The sequence below is a fragment of the Jejuia sp. G7-7 genome (assembly GCF_055808955.1).
The window spans coordinates 1356807-1375755 of the sequence record NZ_JBVVSZ010000001.1; the positions used below are offsets into that span (position 1 = coordinate 1356807).

An 18949-nucleotide genomic window follows, 5' to 3' on the forward strand; every position below is an offset into this window, starting at 1 on the left:
TTAAAAAGATATAGCGGAAAGCCCGACCCCTTTTTTGGGGTAACGCCCAAAGAATAAAACTATTAATTTGCTACTTCGCTAATGAATTTAATTCTGTAGAGTCGCAATTCCTCATCATCATAATCGCCATCAAACTCTTCGATGGCATCGTCGATACTATCGGACTCTGACTCCATAAAATAATCGTGAATTTCTTCTTGTTGGTCTTCGTCTAGAATCTCATCTATCCAATAATTAATATTTAGTTTTGTGCCAGAATAGACAATAACTTCCATTTCTTTTATAAAATCGTCCATGGACATACCCTTTGAAGAGGCGATATCGTCCAGCGGTAATTTTCTATCTACATTTTGAATGATGTACAGTTTATTTGCCGAATTACTCCCTGTGGATTTAACCACCAAATCGTCTGGTCTGGTAACATCATTATCTTCTACATATTGGGCTATTAAAGCCACAAAATCTTTTCCGTATTTTTTGGCTTTTCCATCGCCCACACCGTGTACATTGCTTAACTCTGCAACGGTAATTGGGTATTTAAGCGCCATATCCTCCAAAGAAGGATCTTGAAAAATAACGAAGGGTGGTACACCCAATTTTTTTGCACTTTTCTTTCGCAAATCTTTTAACATGGTCATTAAAGCGGCATCGGCAACACCTCCTCCACCTTTTTCGGCGGTAATGATACCATCACTTTTGGCATCGTCAAACACATGGTCTTCAGTCATTTTAAAAGACTTTGGTGTTTTGATGAACGTCTCCCCTTCTGGACTTAATTTTATAACACCATAGGTTTCAATATCTTTCTTTAAATAGCCCGCCACTAAAAGTTGTCGCAATAATGCCATCCAATATTTAGCGTCTTCATGTTTTCCTTTGCCGAAGAAAGGTTGCTCATTTGTTTTATGGGAATTTATCATGGCGTTTTCTTTACCCACAATAACGCTTACCAAATCTTTAGATTTATATTTTTCGTTGGTACTTTGTACAATTTCTAATAAAAGTTGAGCGCTATCTTTGGCTTCAACTTGCTTTTTTGGATGACGGATATTATCATCCATATCGCCACCTTCTCCCGTTTTGGTATCAAATTCTTCGCCAAAATAATGCAAAATAAATTTTCTACGAGATATAGAAGTTTCAGCAAATGCTACAACTTCTTGTAATAAGGCATGTCCAATTTCTTGCTCTGCAACAGGTTTACCAGACATGAATTTTTCTAACTTTTCAATATCCTTATATGCATAATACGCTAAACAATGACCTTCTCCTCCATCACGACCAGCGCGACCCGTTTCTTGGTAATAACTTTCTATACTTTTTGGAATATCATGATGAATTACAAAACGCACATCGGGTTTATCTATTCCCATTCCAAAAGCTATGGTAGCCACCACTACATCTACATCTTCCATTAAAAACATATCTTGATGGCTAGATCTTGTTTTGGCATCTAATCCTGCATGGTAAGGCACCGCCTTAACACCATTAACTTGTAGTACTTGCGCCAGTTCTTCAACACGTTTTCTGCTTAAACAGTAAACGATACCTGACTTTCCTTCATTCTGTTTTACAAATCGAATAATATCAACATCTACATTTTTGGTTTTGGGGCGTACTTCGTAATATAAGTTAGGTCTATTAAAAGAAGCTTTAAAGGTTGTAGCTCCAGATATTCCTAAATTCTTAATAATATCTTCTTGTACTTTTGGTGTAGCAGTAGCGGTCAATCCAATAATTGGAATATTATCGCCTATTCTACCTATAATATGTCTTAAGTTTCTGTATTCTGGTCTAAAATCGTGTCCCCATTCACTAATACAATGCGCTTCATCTACAGCCATAAAAGAGATTTTTACAGAACGTAAAAACTCTACGTTTTCTTCTTTGGTTAATGATTCTGGTGCAACGTAAAGTAATTTTGTAATACCATTAGTAATATCTTCCTTTACACGTTTAACTTCAGTTTTATTTAATGATGAATTTAAAACATGGGCTACACCTTCTTCATTTGAAATGCCTCGAATAGCATCTACCTGATTTTTCATTAAAGCAATTAAAGGCGACACCACTATAGCCGTTCCCTCTTGCATTAAGGCTGGTAATTGATAACATAATGATTTACCACCACCAGTTGGCATTATCACAAATGTGTGATTTCCTGTTAGTAAACTTTCTATAACAGGCTCTTGTAATCCCTTAAATTTATTAAATCCGAAATACTTCTTTAATGCATCGTGCAAGTCACTTTTTACGATTGCCATGAAATCTATACAATTTATTAACTAATTAACAAATATACATTGCTAAATAACCTCGATAATTTAGTAATGCATATGGAGAGTCCCCATTCATTTTTTCGTTAGTTTTGTAACGAAATTTGAATTTACAATAAAATTTTAAATTGACTCACATTAAAGATAACAAAATCTTTGATTGCGCTAATTTTATAAAACCAAAAAAGTTTTGAATAGTAAAGCAACTATTTTAGATACAGCAAGACAGACCATTGAAATGGAAAGTAAAGCCATTTTAAATTTATCTACACTTGTAGATGAAGATTTTGCTGATGCGATTGAATTGATATACAACTCCAAAGGACGCGTGATTATTACCGGAATTGGTAAAAGTGCTATAATTGCGAGTAAAATTGTGGCTACTTTAAACTCTACAGGAACGCCAGCTATTTTTATGCATGCTGCTGATGCCATTCATGGAGATCTAGGATCAATTTTGGAAGATGATGTTGTAATTTGTATTTCTAAAAGCGGAAATACTCCCGAAATTAAAGTATTAGTGCCGTTAATTAAAATGGCAAAAAATAAAATGATTGCTATTACTGGCAACACAAATTCTTTTTAGGTATGCAAGCTGATTATGTTTTGAATGCTTATGTTGAAAAAGAGGCCTGCCCTAATAACTTAGCGCCTACCACAAGCACTACTGCGCAATTGGTAATTGGAGATGCTTTAGCTATTTGTTTGTTAGAAAAAAGAGGGTTTTCAAGTAAAGATTTCGCTAAATACCATCCAGGTGGTGCTTTAGGAAAGAAATTATATTTAAGAGTTCATGATATCTCTTCAGTAAATCAAAAACCACAAGTAAACATTAATGCTAGTATTAAAGATGTTATTGTAGAAATTACCGAAAAACTCCTAGGAATTACTGCAGTAGTGGAAAACGAAGCTATTGTAGGAGTAATTACCGATGGAGATTTACGTAGAATGCTGAGTAAAACTGATGATTTCTCATCACTTACTGCAAAAGAAATTATGAGTAAAAATCCAAAACGCATTTCTCCTGATGCTATGGCAGTTGATGCTAAGGAAGTTATGGAGGATAATGGTATTACTCAATTATTAGTTGAAGACAATGGCAAATATGCAGGGATTATTCACTTGCATGATTTGGTAAAAGAAGGTATTATATAATGGCAAATAAAAATGTAAACGAGATGTCTTTTTTAGATCATCTGGAAGAATTACGGTGGCATTTAATCAGGATTATTTTAGCTATTGTTATCATTGGTACGGTTGCATTCATCTCTAGTCGGTTTATTTTCGACGAGATTATTTTTGCGCCGTTAGAAATGAATTTTGCTACCTACGATTTACTTTGTAAATGTGCCACTTTTATAAATGTTGAAACTACATTTTGTGGTGAGGAAATTCCTTTAATACTGCAAAACAGAACCATGGCAGGGCAGTTTTCTGCTGATATTTGGACTGCAGTTTTAGGAGGTTTTATACTTTCATTTCCATACGTGATTTATGAATTATGGAAATTTATAAGCCCAGCAATGCATGCCAATGAAAGAAAACATTCTAGAGGTTTTATTATAATTTCATCTTTATTGTTTTTCCTTGGCGTTTTATTTGGATACTATATTATTTGTCCGCTTTCCATTAACTTTTTAGCAAATTACAGCATATCCCTAAAGGTTGATAACCAAATAGATATCAGCTCCTATATAGGGCTGGTTAGATCCTCAGTTTTAGCCTCTGGGATAATTTTTGAATTACCAATAATCATTTACTTTTTAACTAAAGTAGGGTTGGTAACACCTGAGTTCTTAAAAAATACAGGAAATATGCTTTGGTCATCGTTTTGATACTTTCAGCAATCATAACGCCACCAGATATTACAAGTCAAATTATTGTGGCTATTCCTGTTTTAATTTTATACCAAGTAAGTATTTATATTTCTAAATTAGTACTAAGAAATCAACGCAAAAAAGAGAAAGTTCGGATATAATTTTAACTAAGAATTTCTTTTGGTGTAATTTGAAAACCCAATAATTAATATTTTTTTACGTTATTGCAAATATGATTTTAAGAGCTGAAAATTTGATGAAGTCCTATAGCGGGCGAAAAGTAGTAAAAGATGTATCTCTTGAGGTAAATCAAGGAGAAATAGTTGGGCTTTTAGGTCCTAATGGTGCTGGAAAAACCACATCTTTCTACATGATTGTTGGATTAATAAAACCTAATGGCGGTCATATATTTTTGGATAATACCGAAATTACAAAATACCCAATGTACAAACGTGCGCAAAACGGTATTGGTTATTTGGCACAAGAAGCTTCTGTATTTCGTAAATTAAGTATTGAAGATAATATTTTAAGTGTACTACAACTTACCAAATTAAGTAAGAAAGAGCAGCAAATGAAGATGGAGTCTTTAATTGAAGAATTCGGACTTGGACATATTCGTAAAAGTAGAGGCGATTTATTATCAGGTGGAGAGCGTCGACGTACCGAAATTGCGCGTGCTTTAGCTACAGATCCTAATTTTATTTTATTAGATGAACCTTTTGCAGGTGTTGACCCTGTTGCTGTAGAAGATATTCAACGTATTGTGGCACAATTGACAAAAAAATATTGGAATTCTTATTACCGATCATAATGTACAAGAAACGCTTGCCATTACAGATAGAACGTATTTAATGTTTGAAGGTAGTATTCTTAAAGCTGGAGAACCTGAAGAATTAGCCAATGATGAAATGGTTCGTAAGGTGTATTTAGGTCAAAATTTTGAGTTACGTAAGAAGAAGATTCGGGAGTAAAAGTCTGAAATCTATTTAATCATATATTTTTCTAAATCAGAGACCTGTCATTCCTATGTAGGCTGGAATGAATAAGTAGTTACTGTAAGGCAAAAAATAAGATGACGGTAAACTGTTAACTAAAAACCTAGTGCGCAATCCTCTAATACAATTATATTATTATTTCCCTTAATTAGACAGTTATAATTTTGAGAATACCATGCAGACCAATTTTCATAATCTTTTATGGTTGGAGCCTGTAAACCATCAATTTGAATATCAGCTGTAGTCTTAATCGTAGTTATTTTTTCAAAAAAATTCCTGCTTCAATTAATTTATAATGATCAATTTTCTTTAATAAAAAATTATAATCATGAATAAGTTTTAAGTTTTCCTCGTACTCAAAACACGCATCTGTATCTTTACATTCAAAATTAATTTGAACATCCTTGTTTTTTTTACAAGAAACAGACAACAATAATGTCAATATTAAAAGTGATATTTTTTTCAAAATTTAAAATAGTTTTAATCAACTTCTTACTATTCAATTAATTTATTTATTTAAATCTAACCTTTCCTCCTCTCCAAAAGTACCATCATCATTAAACCTAAAATAATACGTTGTTCATCATCAGTATCAATCTCATTCAACTTTATCAATTCAAATTTTCTTCCAAAAAAGAAGGTTCTTTTTTAAGCTTTACAATGGGCTTATTTTGTAAATCTAAAACACTATAACTTGGATTAAAAAGATAACCTGTAAAGAAGCCCAAAATAGGGATTTCTCCCAAAATTGAATCTAACACCTTAACCCAAGCATTATCTTCTCTTATACGGTACTATAGCTTTTGGTTTTGGTCTATTAACTCATATTCAGCCTTCCAAATAGAGCGCCATCCTTTTCGTGCTATTTTACCAAGCTCATCGCCACTCTTATCTTTCATGCTGTATGCTGCAGAAAAATCAATCCACCTATCTGCTTTTATTCTATACTCAACCGAGGATTTACTTTTATCTCCATACACTAAAACGTCTTCTTTAAGTTTGAACATTTTTTGTCTTACATAGGCTAATGTAATTCCTAACGAATCTACCGCAGTAAAATCGTTAGACAATGTAGAAATATGAAACGTAAACTTAACTGGGAATTTAATATCCTTCATTTATAAAGTATTTTATTTTTTATTAGCAATTTCATTTTCTTGCTCTTTCAATAACTTCTTTTGGTAGCGTCCTTGAACAATATCAGTAATTACTAAAATGGCAATTACAAAATAAAATGTTGTTTTACTCATAGATTCTATCGGGTTTCCAAATAGTTTTAAATGTGCTAGATGCCCACCTTCTGTAACTAACATAATTCCAACTATAAAAAGAATAAATAGACCTAAAACCTCATACATTCTATTTTTTGCCAAAAATGCTGAAATTCTATCAGCTAAAAACAACATTAATAATCCGCTAATTACTATGGCAATTGCCATAACTATAAATGCTGTAGTAGAATTTTTAATTTCGCTAGTCAATCCTATGGCTGCCAAAATAGAATCAAACGAAAACACCAAATTCATCAAAACAATACTTGCTATTACTGCGTTTGAACTCTTAGTCCCTTTGCCATCCTCTCCTACCGCATCACTTAAATCGTGTTTAGAAATCATATGCCAAATCTCCTTAATAGCCGTGTAAATTATAAATCCGCCACCTGCTAGAACAATTATACTATGCCCATTAAACGCAAAACTTGTTACATCCTCTATTTCTCCCGTTAAAAACGAAAATGGCTCTTGGAATAAATCAATAATAGATACCAACACAAAAAGTAATACAATCCGTAAGCCAATAGCAATAAGAATACCAACTTTTCTAACCCGCTTTTGATCAGCTAAGGGCGCTTTTTTTGATTCTAATGAAATGTATAATAGATTATCAAATCCTAAAACAGCTTGTAATAACACAAGCATTAAAAGTGTAAAAATAATTCCTAGCATAATTTTTATTTTGAAAGATTGTCTAAAACAGACATGAGTATATAAAGTAAAATAATAATTGGTATTGCGGCGAAATGCAATACAATAAGTGAAACCAAACACAAAATTATAAAAATGTATCGCGTTGCATTTGCTTTAAAGCTATAATCTTTAAACTTTAATGCGAACAATTTAATATTTGAATTTAATATCCAGCAACTAAAAATGGTTAATGCTATTAAAAACCATTTATTGATGATGATAGCGTTAATAATATCATTGTTCTGGTATTTTAAAATTAATGGTAAAGAGATAATTAGTAAGGTATTTGCTGGGGTAGGCAAACCTTTAAAAAAGTTTTGTTGTTCTGTATCAATATTGAATTTTGCTAATCTGTATGCTGATGCTAGCGTAATTGACAAACCTAAAAGTGGCAAAATTGATATTTTCATTCCCACCCAATGCATAGTTTCTGTCCATTCCTGAGAATTTTCAATTGGCTGAATAGCCTTTCCGTCCGCAAGTTCTAACAACTTATACATCACTAGCCCGGGCACTAAACCACTCGTTACCATATCTGCCAAAGAATCTAACTGAACCCCTAATTCACTTTGCACATTCAATTTTCTGGCAGCAAAACCATCAAAAAAATCGAAAAATATCCCTAAAAACACAAATAAAGCTGCTGCAATAAAATTATCGTTAACGGCAAAAATCACAGCAATGCTTCCGCACAATAAATTCAGAAGTGTAAGTGCATTAGGTATGTATCGCTTCATATATAAAATTATTTTGGTAAAAATAATAAACAATTTTAGTCTACAGCACGTATTAAACAATATCTATTACATTTTGTAGTTTATAGGTTAACATTTTGTGCGCAAGAGCATTTTAAAAATAACCTATGAAAATATAGTTTTCCAAAGGATATGTTATGATAGAAAATGTATAATGTGCATCTTTGTAAAAAAATTGCGATTGAAACCATACATAACTGCTTTATTTAGTTTGATAACGCTGTCCGTATTTAGTCAAACCGTTAGAAAATATTCTAATGAGTTTATGAATATTGGTGTGGATGCTGCTGCTCTGGGTATGAGTAGTGCGGTTACTTCAAATTCATCTGACGTGAATTCTGGCTATTGGAACCCTGCTGGGTTGGTAAATATAGAAGACAACCAACTAGCTTTAATGCACTCCAGCTACTTTGCAAATATTGCTAACTACGATTATGCTGCTTTTGCTATGCCTCTTGATGATAGAAGTGCTGTTGGTATTTCTTTAATTCGATTTGCAGTTGATGACATTTTAAACACTACACAACTTATTGATGAACAAGGCAACATCAATTATGATAGGATTAGCTTATTCTCTACTGCCGACTATGGTATTACATTCTCTTATGCTAGAAAATCTACTTTAAAAGATGGTTTGAGTTTTGGAGCTAATGCGAAAGTAATTAGAAGGGTTATAGGTGATTTTGCATCGTCTTGGGGGTTTGGATTTGATGCTGGAATTCAATATAAAACTAGGAATGATTGGAATTTTGGTATTATGGCAAGAGACATTACTACTACCTTTAATGCATGGGCTATAGATGAAGATGAATTTGCAACTATTAAAGATGCTGTTGAAGGACAGAATCAAGAATTGCCTGAAACTACTGAAATTACTATTCCAAAATTACAAATTGGTATTTCTAAGTTAATGACATTTCATTACGATTATACGCTTTTAGCTTCTGCTAATTTAAACGTCAGGTTTGAAGAGAATAATGATATTTTCTCATCATCCTTTGCTAGTGTAAATCCTGCTTTAGGTTTTGAGTTTGGATATGTTGATATGGTGTATTTAAGAGCTGGAATGGGTAATTTTCAGAATGAATTACAAATTGATAATTCTGAACAATTGACTTTTCAACCCAGTTTTGGTTTAGGTTTTAAATATAATGGCGTACAAATAGATTATGCGTTTACAGATATTGGCGACCAAAGTGTGGCGTTATATTCTAATGTGTTTTCGTTAAAACTCGATTTTAGTATCTTTAGATAATGAAGCAATCATTACTCTTACTTTTTCTTTTATTTTCTTATCATTAAACGCACAACAACTTTCAGAAAGTTCTCAAATAAGCGTTTTAACTGTTGGTCCTGGCACCTCTTTAAACGATTCATTCGGGCATAGTGGTTTCAGAATAAAAGACAGTAAAAATGGCTTAGATGTTGTTTATGGTTATGGCGAGTATGACTTTGATGCACCTAATTTTTATTTGAAATTTTGCCAAGGTAAACTCAATTATTTAATCAGTAAAACTGAATTTAGTCGATTCTATCGTATTTATGAATATTACAATAGACGTATTGATGAACAGGTTTTAAATTTAAATCAGGAGCAAAAACAGAAACTCTACGATTACTTACTACATAATTATAAACCTGAAAACCGACGCTATTTATACGATTTCTTTTTTGATAATTGTGCTACCAAAATAAAAGATGTTGCGAATATTTCTGTGAATAACACTATTAATTTTAAGATTCCTGAGGATTACAAAGAAGTTTCTTTTAGAACATTAATACAAGACAATTTAAATAGAAATTCTTGGGGTAGTTTTGGAATAGATTTAGCTCTTGGTTCTGTTATAGACAGAAAAACAACACCTGAGGAACATATGTTTTTGCCTAAGAATATTTATAAATTCTTTGATAATGCAACTTTTGGAGTTAATAAAACACCCTTGGTAAAAGAAAAGCAGAATATTTTCAAACCAAAACCTCAATATAGTACTTCTAATTTTTTATTGAGCCCTATATTTATTTTTGGTCTTATTGGAATTTTAATTCTCTTTATTACTTATAAAGATTATAAATCTGAAAAGCAGACTAAACTCTTAGACATAATCATCTTTATAATTACTGGTTTGGTTGGTGTTTTTATTCTACTGCTCTGGTTTGCAACAGATCACAAAGGCACACATCAGAACTATAATTTATTGTGGGCTAATGCGCTTAATTTAATTGTTGTTTTTCAATTATTTAAAAATCAAGTAAGCTCTTGGTTTGTTAAATATTTAAAACTTTTGGTTATTTTACTATGTTTGTTAACACTCCATTGGACTATTGGAGTTCAGGTTTTTGCAATTGGCTTAATTCCATTGCTTGTTGCATTGTTCATCAGATACGTGTATTTGATAAAGCATTTAAAAAAATCTTAGACACGAATTTAACAGAGTTACGTAAAGATTAATAAGAGGATTCTTGAAATATTAAAATTTTCAACATTTTATTTCTATTTCTGAATAAAACACTATCTTCAACTGAGACTGAGACTACAAACTAAAGTTACTGCCCTCTGAAGAAAATAACTGTACTTAATGTTTTGAATAGAATATTTACGTCCAAAACAAAACTCCTGTGTTTGATATAGTACAAATCATATTGCAACTTTAATAGGCTATCATCAATTGATGAACCATATCTAGTTTTCACTTGCGCCCAACCTGTAACTCCCGGTTTTACAATATGACGTGTCTCATAAAAAGGAAGTACTTGAGATAACTCTCTAACAAAATGAGGACGTTCTGGTCTTGGCCCAATTAAACTCATTTCTCCTCTTATAACATTTATAAACTGTGGTACTTCATCTAGTCTTGTATTTCGCATGAATTTTCCAAAGGGTGTTATTCTTCTATCATTCTTTTTGCCCAAACTACGCCGTCCTTTTCAGCATTTATAATCATGGTTCTATACTTCACAATTTGAAAAAGTTTACCGTTTTTACCAATGCGTTCTTGGGTATAAAAAAGAGGACCTCTATTAGCTATGAGGTTTCCTAATAGAATAAAGGGTAAAAACAAAACTCCAATTAAAATTCCCATAGCTGATATAATAATATCAAAAAACGATGAAAAAAAGATACATCTTATTTTGATTACTTCTACTAAATGGGAAATATTTATAAAAATCTTTCCCAACAAACTGCACAGGTACTCTTTGGGTCAATTCTTCATAAACCTGCGTATATTCTTTAATTGGTAATCCACCTTCAAGCAAAGTAATTAAGTCTGTATAAATCTCTGAGGTAATATTCTCAGAGTTATAACTTACTACTACTACTTCAGAGATATGATTATCTTTAATTACTTGGTAAATTTGTTTCGGGCTGTATTCGATTAAATCCTTAAACTTGACCTTTTCTGTTTTTTCTATTTCACAATTAATAAATCCTACTATTTTGTAATTAGGGTCTGCATCATTGAAGGTCTTTAATATGGTTTTGATATTCGAGGTCTCTCCAACTATCAATACTTTCTTATAAAACCGAGGAGAGGTTACAAATGTAATGTATGCGAAACGCCAAATTAATAGTGCTCCTAAAATCGAGACGAAAAAATACAAAATTTGCAATCTGTTTTCTGGTAAAACAGGAGTTAGGTAAGGCGTTAAAAGATAGAATAATACTGTTATAGAAGATGTTAATAAAACATTTATCCAAACTTTTCAATCTTGCTAGACTTTTGCAAATCATATAATTCGAAAATAGTACCAAAAACAGAAATATAGACAATTAAAACAAACATCCATTTCCAATTTTCAGGGGTAATTGAGAAGTAATCAAATTCGAAAGTATTACCCACAAAATATAAAACCAACAATACTATTGCTACATCGATGAGCCTTAAAAGCACCTTTCGCTCGGAGATATTAAAATGGATACCTTTTTTTGGCATTTATATTAGGGAGGTTAGAATGCAGACCCAAATATACTAAGTAAATTTATAAAATGTTAAGAAAGAATTGAAAACCACTTATACTTCACAACGTCCCAATCATATTGTTTTACTTTTTCTCTTGCATTGATTACAATCTTATCTAAATAATTTTGATTATCTACAAGATTTGAAATTGCCGATATAAAAATATTAATATTATCAGGTTCAACTAATACACCATCTACTTCATTATCAATTAAAAAAGGTAATCCTCCAACATTTGTAGATATTACAGGTAAACCTAAAGCCATGGATTCAATAACGCTTACTGGCATATTATCAATGTTTGTAGTATTGAGAAAAATATTATACCCTGCCGACTTATTGTGCCATTCTGTTTTGGTTAACTTTCCTGTGAATTCAACATCCAGATTCATTTTTTTTGCAAGCGCTTTTGTTTCAATTAGGCTTCCGTCATTATCTGGACCAATCATACATAGACTAGCTTTTATATTTTCATCTTTAAGTGCTTTTAGAATCTTAACTGCCAATTGAGGATTGTATAGTTTAGAAAAAGACCTTACCCATAGTAGTTTTACTTTTTTAATAGTTCGTTTCTCAAATTTGTAATTCTTAAGCTGAATTGAATTAGGTATGTAAGTCAAATTTTTAAAACCAAATTTTTCAAAATTTGCTTTTAGATATAAAGAGGGAGATACATTTATAAAAGCATTACTGAATAACTGTTTTGAAAGTTTGGGAGAAGTTTTCAATCTATCAGGTAAATTACCCCCATGCAAAATTGGAACATATTTCAACTTAAAAAATCGACATAATTGACTTGATAAATAGGCGTAAAAAAGTTGGTAGTACTATAAGTATCAATTAATACATAATCAGCATAATTTCTATACTTAATTATATGAAATAACATATCTAATAACCGTAACAGTTTATTAGTTTTACTAGAAGCTGTTAATACATCAAAACCGTCTGAACGCAACAATTTACTTAATGTATCAATTGTAGTTTCAGTTTTATCCTTAGTTGATAATTGATTTCCTATGTAAAGGATTTTCTTCATATACTTCTATCTCTTAAACAATTACATTAGCTTTAGTTTACTTGTGATAGTTTCTTTTTTCTTTTAGGTTTTGGCGACTCAAAAGTTAAATTCAATAGACATAAACTATAAATAAATGCTGGTGCTGCTATTCGCATAGCCGAATGATTTATGGTTAAAAACCAAAACAAATAGAAAGAATAAAAAAATATATTTTTCCTGTTTTTTATTCTAAATACTAAAGGTGTAGTAATTAAAATTAAAAGCGCTAAAACACCAATCATTCCATGTTCTGATAGCATTCTTGTGACCTCATTATGAGATGCAGATACAATACCATCCTCTGCTAGTCTTATTTCTTTCATTTTTCCGACACCTACACCAAAAAAAGGATTTTCAAAAAATGCATTTAATTCTGATTCTAAAAGATTTTTTCTACCTGTAGTAATGTCTTGTTTTTCTCGACCAATAGCATCTTCGTTGGCATAACGTTTATCCAATAATCCAAAAGTATTAAAAGAACTTACCATCCATGTAAAAGCTAAAACAAGTCCAAATATGCTCATTAAACTAATTATCTTTATTCGAAACTGTTTAGTTGTATACACATAATAGGTTCCTACAAAAGCAATAATCATTATTGCAGCAACAAAAACACCACCTCTACTAAAAGTAATTAACGCTCTATAAGTCATAAAAGCAATTAAGCACAAGTTAAATAGTTTAAAAAAAGAGTTTTAGAATCCAGAAAAAACTTTACAACCAACATAAAAATACCAATTCCTAGCATTGTAGACACTTGATTTGGACCAAACCCTCCTGAAGTTGCAAAATTTGACCCTGTACTTGTTAATACTTCTTTTAGACTTGGCGTATATAAAGATAAATATACTACAGTAGAAAGCAGCGGTAATAAAAAAGCGAGAATTAACTTTTTCATTTCCTGAAACCTTAAAGATCTGTTGTAACAATAAAGTGCAGAAATTCCTAAACAAAACGGACCACTTAAATTAAAAGTCACAGCTTTTCTTACGTTTGTGTCTAAATTCAAGGTGCTAGAAGCTACTATAATTCCGGGTACTAATAGAAAAATAAAGATTATATATGTGTAAGCTCTCGTATCAACCTTTCCACTCAACAACATCCCTAAAATCATAAATAGAGTTACAGCATATTTAGAAGATTCGTAACCTATATTTCCTCCTGTCATTCTCAAAAACACTTCAGCACTAACCGAATATGCACATGCAATAAGCACCGTAATAGTTTTATCCTTTATTGGAGCTTTAAGTATATATAAAACACTTACTCCAACAATTAACAAAAAATAAATTACAGACAGGGATTTTACCGTGTAAATAATAAACCCTAATACCAAGTGAATTATTGCTAATCTTAAATATGTACTTTTTAGAATATACACTTATATATTTTGATATATATTAACCAATTTTTTAATAGCTTGTTGCTTTCCAAAATTTTCTTTTACATGATTAAACAGAGAAACCCCCAATTGTGTTCTTAAAATTTCATCTTCAGTTAGCTCAAATAACGCTTTACTAAATTCTTGTTGATTATTTGAATCTATTAACCTCCCCAAACTACTGTTTGAAATCACTAAATTACAATCCCCAACATTTGTGACTATAACTGGAAGTTTTGCCAAACCATATTCTAACAATGATAACGGCAAACCCTCTGATTTTGAAGATAGTACACCAATATCAGATTGATTCAAAATATTACTGATATCAGGGCAGCTTCCATAAATAAAAACTGAGTTAGATAAATTAAGTTCAAAAATTTTATTTCTCAATGTCTTGGAATAGTCATCATTAAAATCTTTACCAACCAAATGTAACGACCAATCATTATTTTTTAAGTTAGAAAATGATTCTATCAGTAATTGATGATTTTTTTGAGGTCGTAAATTTGCCAAACAAAGCAATCGTTTACCTGCTATACCTTTCAAGGTTGTTTGTTTAAAACCACTTTTATTTTCATCTACAAAATTAGTTAAAACATCTACTTGTTTACATTTTAGGTTCTTAATAGCCCAATCTTTTAAAGTAGAGTTAACACTTATTATATGGCTAAATTTATATGAACAAAGCATAAGCACCATTGATTTTCGCTCATGTAAAAACTCACTATTTCCGTAGTGATCATGCCATATAATTTTTATTTTTCTATTAACTAATTTAACTAATGTTGCCAAAAAATAAGATGATGAATGTGCATGAATAACATCTATTCGTTCTTTTTTTACAAACCTATTCAAAAGCTTTAAAGCCTTAAAGTCTAGTGTAGCTGTTTTGTTCAAAAATAAGTACCCAACACCTTTATCAATACTCGCCTTCAAAACACCTTCTCTACGGCTTGTACATATAAAAACTCTATCACATGAATCTATTACCCCATTAGCAAAATTAACTGCAACACGCTCGGCACCACCTGGTTCTAAGGAATCTATAAGTTGAAGAACACGCATCTAGGATATCAAAAGTTTTTTTAATTTCAGATTCGAAATAATCTAAAGTAAATTGTTGTGACCATTCTGATGCTAATTTAGACATCTTGAATAAATCTCCATGAGTTATAACTTGGGATATTTTAAAAACTGCATCATTTACTTCTGGTTCAATCAAAACCCCCTATTTCCTGTTTCTAGCATGTATGGCAAACACGATACTTTTGTAGCTATTGGAATAGTGCCAAAAAACATAGCTTCTGCAACCGCTTTAGGCCAACCTTCTGATTTTGATGGTAATATTAAAAAATGTGCTTCTTTTAAAACCCTTTTAATAATTTCAATGGGTTTATTACCTTCAATGCTTATGTAAGCATTTAGGTTATTAGTTTTAATGTAACCCTCCAATTCACCCCTCATTACACCCTCTCCAAATAGTTTTAAATTGATATTGAAACCCTTTTGAATTAGTGACTCTACAATTTTAATAGACAAATCTGGACGTTTTCCTGCTACTAAACTCCCAACAAAAATAAATTGTAGTTGATCTTTATAGTTTCTTTGCTTTATAGGTTCTATATCAGTTTTTTTAAAAGATGCTGTAAAAAAAGGTTTGATATTTTTGGTTTGATGCTCCCATTCCCCATAAACCAAGACAGTTATGTTTTTAGATAAAAATGAATTATTTAATAGCCATTTTTGAAATTTATAACTCAAAGGTTGTTTTGCTTTAGGATTCCAATTACCAGCATATTTGGCAGTTTTTATTTTCTTAGGAAATAAAATTTGAACAAGACATCCTAATAAACCAATGTTTCCTGGACACCTTAAATGAATATGATCTGCGCTTTTACAAACATTAAAAATTTGAATATAAATTATAGGTAATAGAATAATTGATTTAAAGATATGCTTGAGTGAGGTAAACTCTATTTTAGGTATTTTCTTTAATGCTATATTTTGGTGCTGATAAGGCACTTCAATAGTTGTGGGTTTTTCTACTATCGCTGGGGCAACTATGGTAACTTTATCGACGTATTTTAGCCATAAATTCATTTCTCTAATATAAGGTTCGTAGGCTGAAATTTTTCCAACACTTACTTTATGAATTACATGAGAAATGATTACAAAATTCATAATTCAATTTTTGGTTTATTAAAAACTAAAGACCACCAACCTATTATTCTTCCTAAAGTCTCTGAAAATGCCTCACCTTTTTTATTTGAAGTAAAAACATTAGTAAATCTAATTAATGTTAATAATAAGGCTGTTGCATGCCACTTAATTCTGGCTTTTATAGTGGGGTTTGCATATTTAACTCGCCATATATACCAGCCATTTCGCATCACCATTTTTCCATATTTATAGGTATTTGGCCTTCCGGATGCTTCATGATAATGTGCCAATTGCGCTTTTGTATTTATATATAGTTTCCCTAGTTTTGCAAGTCTTAACGAAAAATCTGTATCTTCATAAAGACCATACCCTTCAAAATATGTTGAAAACTTCAACGTTTCAAAAATCTCTTTTTTATAAGAAGAAACACCTCCCATAATTTGTTCTACTTCATATATTTTTTCTGAAGGAGGCAAAAAACTCACACTTCTACCATGAGCAAATGTGGGTAAAAACCCAGGATTAGTATCTGGTAATAAGCCAAATTTTCGTCTTAATTTAAATCGGGAAGGCTCATTACGTATCCAACCATCAAAGTGAAATTTATTAGAGCTGAATATACTTGAAACTTTTTCCCACTCAACTTCATTTGTAATATAACCACCAACTGCCAATGCTCCTGGCTTAGCTTTATAAGTACTGATTAATTCTTCAAAATAATTAACATTTAAAATAATATCATCATCTAAAAAACAAATAATTTCGGAAGCTTTGTCCACTAAATTAATACCGTAATTACGTTGTTTTGTCAAACCTCTATATTTCTCTTCAACGTTGTAATATTTTAAATTTTCAAAATTGTTTTTCTGAAATACCAACTCTGTTTCATTAGTTACTGAACCATCTATTATCAAAATTTCATTTGGATAAAGCTTTTGCTGTCGGACCGATTCAAGTAAATCTAAAATCGATTTTGGGCGCATATAAGTACAAATAATTAATGAAAAATTCATGTTAATGATGTTTTTGCATTAATTGATTTGCCCAATAATGACTTTTTTCCCATTGCTCTCCAAATTTTTTATAATAGTTAAACGGGTTCTTTACTTTTTGAACTCTATAATATTTTAAAAATAATGTTGTTTTATAACCTAAAATTTGTGCTTTGGTAAAATGCTTTTTTAAAAATAATAGTATTGTTGGTGATGGTTTGGGTTGCACATTGTCATCAGACCATAGCAGTTTAGGCGTGGTTCTAAAACCGCCAAAAGGCGCTTTTAAATGCAAAATTTTAGGTTCTGGTAAATATATAATATCAACACCTTTATTTCTAAGCTGCATTCCAAAATCTGTATCTTCTCCATAGCCATGTTCAAAAGCTAAAGAAAAACTGGCATCTTTAATAGCATCTACATGTACCATACTAGAACATGTTCCAAAAGTTAGCCATTGCTTTTTGTTTTTGACAGATAACTTTTCATTTATTAGGTGACAGCAAAATGTATAGGCTTGCTGACCAACTTCTCCAATTACTTTATTTGCCTTTTCTAAAAAATCTGATTTAAGTACAATATCATCATCTGCTAAAAACACCCATTCGTTCTCAATCATTTCTAATGCAATATTTCTAGCATTACAAGCACCTGTTTGATGTGTAAAATGATGTTGGATTTTAAACGGCCACTCTTGATCAAACAGGTAATTTAGTTCTGTTTTAGAATTTGGAATCGGGTTTTGTTCTACAATAATAACTTGCTTAGGTAAAAGAGTTTGATGCGACAAATCCTTTAATGTATCATACAAATATTTTTTTCTACCAATTGTTGGAATGACCACATCCACCGAAATGGAATCGCTGCTTGTAACTGATTTTCTTTCTAATGTTATATGGTTAAAACTATTTTCTTTCAATGTTCTCCTTTTCATGAATAAAGAAAAGAAAAATGGAATCAAAGGAATTCTTTTTTGATGAAAAACAAAATTAACAAATAGTAAGAAAACCCAAACTACTTTATAATGCTGTTTCACGAACTTAAATAAAACATAATTACTTGTGCTTTTATCAAGTTCTTCTTTAACAGAATTAGGCTTCAGCAATTTAGGGTTACTATAACATAGTACACCTAACGGCATACTTAACTTAGCTAAAGAATTTAAAAAATAACCAAAGTTAACATCTTGTTTTATTTGATTTTCAACAGCTAATAAAATTGATGCATTTACACCTCCAATATTACTACTCATCAACCATGTTGGATATACAACCTCTCTGTTAATTTTAATAAAAGGTGTTTCGTTTACATAACCGATGGCATTTGTCAAAAAGGGTGTTTCATTTAAATTAAAAGACACAAAAACCTTTTGTTGAAGCTCCATTTTCTTAAATTCCTCATGGTTTAAATTATCTTTTACGTATTCATTACACCAAACTATAAACTGGTTAGAATAGATGTTTGCAAGCTCTAAAAGTACTTTTGATATTTTTTTTGAAGACAAAGGAATTGCCTCTGAAATATCGGTGTTCCAAATAGAAGTTACTGCGTTATTTTTGTGGTAAATGATAATCACTCTTATTC

16 protein-coding genes and 4 pseudogenes are annotated in these 18949 nt (G+C 31.1%); 5 read left to right on the forward strand and 15 right to left on the reverse strand.

Going from position 1 to position 18949, the window contains the following annotated elements; all coding sequences use genetic code 11:
• Positions 1-62: 62 nt before the first annotated feature.
• Positions 63-2264: a RecQ family ATP-dependent DNA helicase gene (locus tag AC0L5U_RS06720; RefSeq protein ID WP_473415409.1), complete on the reverse strand. Its 2202-nt coding sequence runs from the start codon at positions 2262-2264 to the stop codon at positions 63-65.
• A 250-nt stretch (positions 2265-2514) separates the two neighbouring features.
• Between AC0L5U_RS06720 and AC0L5U_RS06725 the strand changes: the two are divergent.
• The 3 pseudogenes from AC0L5U_RS06725 to lptB all read left to right on the forward strand — a co-directional run bounded on the left by AC0L5U_RS06725 (position 2515) and on the right by lptB (position 5064).
• Positions 2515-3431 (forward strand): annotated as a pseudogene (locus AC0L5U_RS06725) (KpsF/GutQ family sugar-phosphate isomerase).
• Positions 3431-4254 (forward strand): annotated as a pseudogene (gene tatC, locus AC0L5U_RS06730) (twin-arginine translocase subunit TatC). Before AC0L5U_RS06725 ends, tatC begins: the two co-directional pseudogenes overlap by 1 nt.
• Positions 4255-4325: 71 nt before the next feature.
• Positions 4326-5064 (forward strand): annotated as a pseudogene (lptB, locus tag AC0L5U_RS06735) (LPS export ABC transporter ATP-binding protein).
• An 818-nt stretch (positions 5065-5882) separates the two neighbouring features.
• Here the strand turns inward: lptB and AC0L5U_RS06740 are convergent.
• Genes AC0L5U_RS06740 through AC0L5U_RS06750 form a run of 3 tightly spaced genes read right to left on the reverse strand, consistent with a single transcriptional unit; the run spans position 5883 to position 7792 of the window.
• Positions 5883-6206 carry an LURP-one-related family protein gene (locus tag AC0L5U_RS06740; RefSeq protein WP_473415410.1) on the reverse strand — a complete coding sequence of 108 codons (324 nt, stop codon included), beginning with the start codon at positions 6204-6206 and terminating at the stop codon, positions 5883-5885.
• A 12-nt stretch (positions 6207-6218) separates the two neighbouring features.
• Positions 6219-7034 carry a TerC family protein gene (locus tag AC0L5U_RS06745; protein WP_473415411.1) on the reverse strand — a complete coding sequence of 272 codons (816 nt, stop codon included), beginning with the start codon at positions 7032-7034 and terminating at the stop codon, positions 6219-6221.
• Between the two features lie 5 nt (positions 7035-7039).
• Complete coding sequence (locus AC0L5U_RS06750) at positions 7040-7792, reverse strand: CDP-alcohol phosphatidyltransferase family protein (protein WP_473415413.1); 753 nt, start codon at positions 7790-7792, stop codon at positions 7040-7042.
• Between the two features lie 199 nt (positions 7793-7991).
• Here AC0L5U_RS06750 and AC0L5U_RS06755 point away from each other — a divergent pair, with 199 nt between their 5' ends.
• Entirely contained in the window at positions 7992-9065 is a 1074-nt protein-coding gene (locus AC0L5U_RS06755) for a putative type IX sorting system protein PorV2 (RefSeq protein WP_473415415.1), read from the forward strand.
• 76 nt (positions 9066-9141) lie between these two features.
• Positions 9142-10227, forward strand: coding sequence for a lipoprotein N-acyltransferase Lnb domain-containing protein (locus AC0L5U_RS06760; protein ID WP_473416194.1), 1086 nt, complete (start codon positions 9142-9144; stop codon positions 10225-10227).
• A 127-nt stretch (positions 10228-10354) separates the two neighbouring features.
• Here AC0L5U_RS06760 and AC0L5U_RS06765 read toward each other — a convergent pair.
• From AC0L5U_RS06765 to AC0L5U_RS06815, 11 genes and pseudogenes are all read right to left on the reverse strand, one after another.
• Positions 10355-10890 (reverse strand): annotated as a pseudogene (locus AC0L5U_RS06765) (sugar transferase).
• 16 nt (positions 10891-10906) lie between these two features.
• Positions 10907-11419, reverse strand: a complete 513-nt coding sequence (locus AC0L5U_RS06770; protein ID WP_473415416.1) for a nucleoside-diphosphate sugar epimerase/dehydratase — start codon at positions 11417-11419, stop codon at positions 10907-10909.
• An 80-nt stretch (positions 11420-11499) separates the two neighbouring features.
• Positions 11500-11742 carry a hypothetical protein gene (locus tag AC0L5U_RS06775; protein ID WP_473415418.1) on the reverse strand — a complete coding sequence of 81 codons (243 nt, stop codon included), beginning with the start codon at positions 11740-11742 and terminating at the stop codon, positions 11500-11502.
• Positions 11743-11798: 56 nt separating this feature from the next.
• Complete coding sequence (locus tag AC0L5U_RS06780; RefSeq protein ID WP_473415420.1) at positions 11799-12497, reverse strand: glycosyltransferase family 4 protein; 699 nt, start codon at positions 12495-12497, stop codon at positions 11799-11801.
• Positions 12498-12538: 41 nt separating this feature from the next.
• Positions 12539-12808 carry a hypothetical protein gene (locus tag AC0L5U_RS06785; RefSeq protein WP_473415423.1) on the reverse strand — a complete coding sequence of 90 codons (270 nt, stop codon included), beginning with the start codon at positions 12806-12808 and terminating at the stop codon, positions 12539-12541.
• Positions 12809-12840: 32 nt separating this feature from the next.
• Positions 12841-13482: an O-antigen ligase family protein gene (locus tag AC0L5U_RS06790; protein WP_473415426.1), complete on the reverse strand. Its 642-nt coding sequence runs from the start codon at positions 13480-13482 to the stop codon at positions 12841-12843.
• Between the two features lie 8 nt (positions 13483-13490).
• Complete coding sequence (locus tag AC0L5U_RS06795) at positions 13491-14210, reverse strand: hypothetical protein (protein WP_473415427.1); 720 nt, start codon at positions 14208-14210, stop codon at positions 13491-13493.
• A complete protein-coding gene (locus AC0L5U_RS06800) occupies positions 14211-15278 on the reverse strand; it encodes a glycosyltransferase (protein ID WP_473415428.1) in 1068 nt (355 codons plus the stop codon).
• 153 nt (positions 15279-15431) lie between these two features.
• A complete protein-coding gene (locus AC0L5U_RS06805) occupies positions 15432-16394 on the reverse strand; it encodes a glycosyltransferase family 4 protein (protein ID WP_473415431.1) in 963 nt (320 codons plus the stop codon).
• A complete protein-coding gene (locus AC0L5U_RS06810; protein ID WP_473415433.1) occupies positions 16391-17386 on the reverse strand; it encodes a glycosyltransferase family 2 protein in 996 nt (331 codons plus the stop codon). Before AC0L5U_RS06810 ends, AC0L5U_RS06805 begins: the two co-directional genes overlap by 4 nt.
• A gap of 1 nt (position 17387) precedes the next feature.
• Complete coding sequence (locus AC0L5U_RS06815) at positions 17388-18941, reverse strand: glycosyltransferase family 2 protein (protein WP_473415435.1); 1554 nt, start codon at positions 18939-18941, stop codon at positions 17388-17390.
• Between the last annotated feature and the right edge of the window lie 8 nt (positions 18942-18949).

Bases quoted from the DNA above. Each gene is read 5' to 3' on its own strand.
- AC0L5U_RS06745 (WP_473415411.1), bottom strand. From the start codon at position 7,034: ATGCTAGGAATTATTTTTACACTTTTAATGCTTGTGTTATTACAAGCT.
- AC0L5U_RS06790 (WP_473415426.1), bottom strand. From the start codon at position 13,482: ATGACTTATAGAGCGTTAATTACTTTTAGTAGAGGTGGTGTTTTTGTT.
- AC0L5U_RS06800 (WP_473415428.1), bottom strand. From the start codon at position 15,278: ATGCGTGTTCTTCAACTTATAGATTCCTTAGAACCAGGTGGTGCCGAG.
- AC0L5U_RS06720 (WP_473415409.1), bottom strand. From the start codon at position 2,264: ATGGCAATCGTAAAAAGTGACTTGCACGATGCATTAAAGAAGTATTTC.
- AC0L5U_RS06785 (WP_473415423.1), bottom strand. From the start codon at position 12,808: ATGAAGAAAATCCTTTACATAGGAAATCAATTATCAACTAAGGATAAA.
- AC0L5U_RS06805 (WP_473415431.1), bottom strand. From the start codon at position 16,394: ATGAATTTTGTAATCATTTCTCATGTAATTCATAAAGTAAGTGTTGGA.
- AC0L5U_RS06775 (WP_473415418.1), bottom strand. From the start codon at position 11,742: ATGCCAAAAAAAGGTATCCATTTTAATATCTCCGAGCGAAAGGTGCTT.
- AC0L5U_RS06810 (WP_473415433.1), bottom strand. From the start codon at position 17,386: ATGAATTTTTCATTAATTATTTGTACTTATATGCGCCCAAAATCGATT.
- AC0L5U_RS06750 (WP_473415413.1), bottom strand. From the start codon at position 7,792: ATGAAGCGATACATACCTAATGCACTTACACTTCTGAATTTATTGTGC.
- AC0L5U_RS06740 (WP_473415410.1), bottom strand. From the start codon at position 6,206: ATGAAGGATATTAAATTCCCAGTTAAGTTTACGTTTCATATTTCTACA.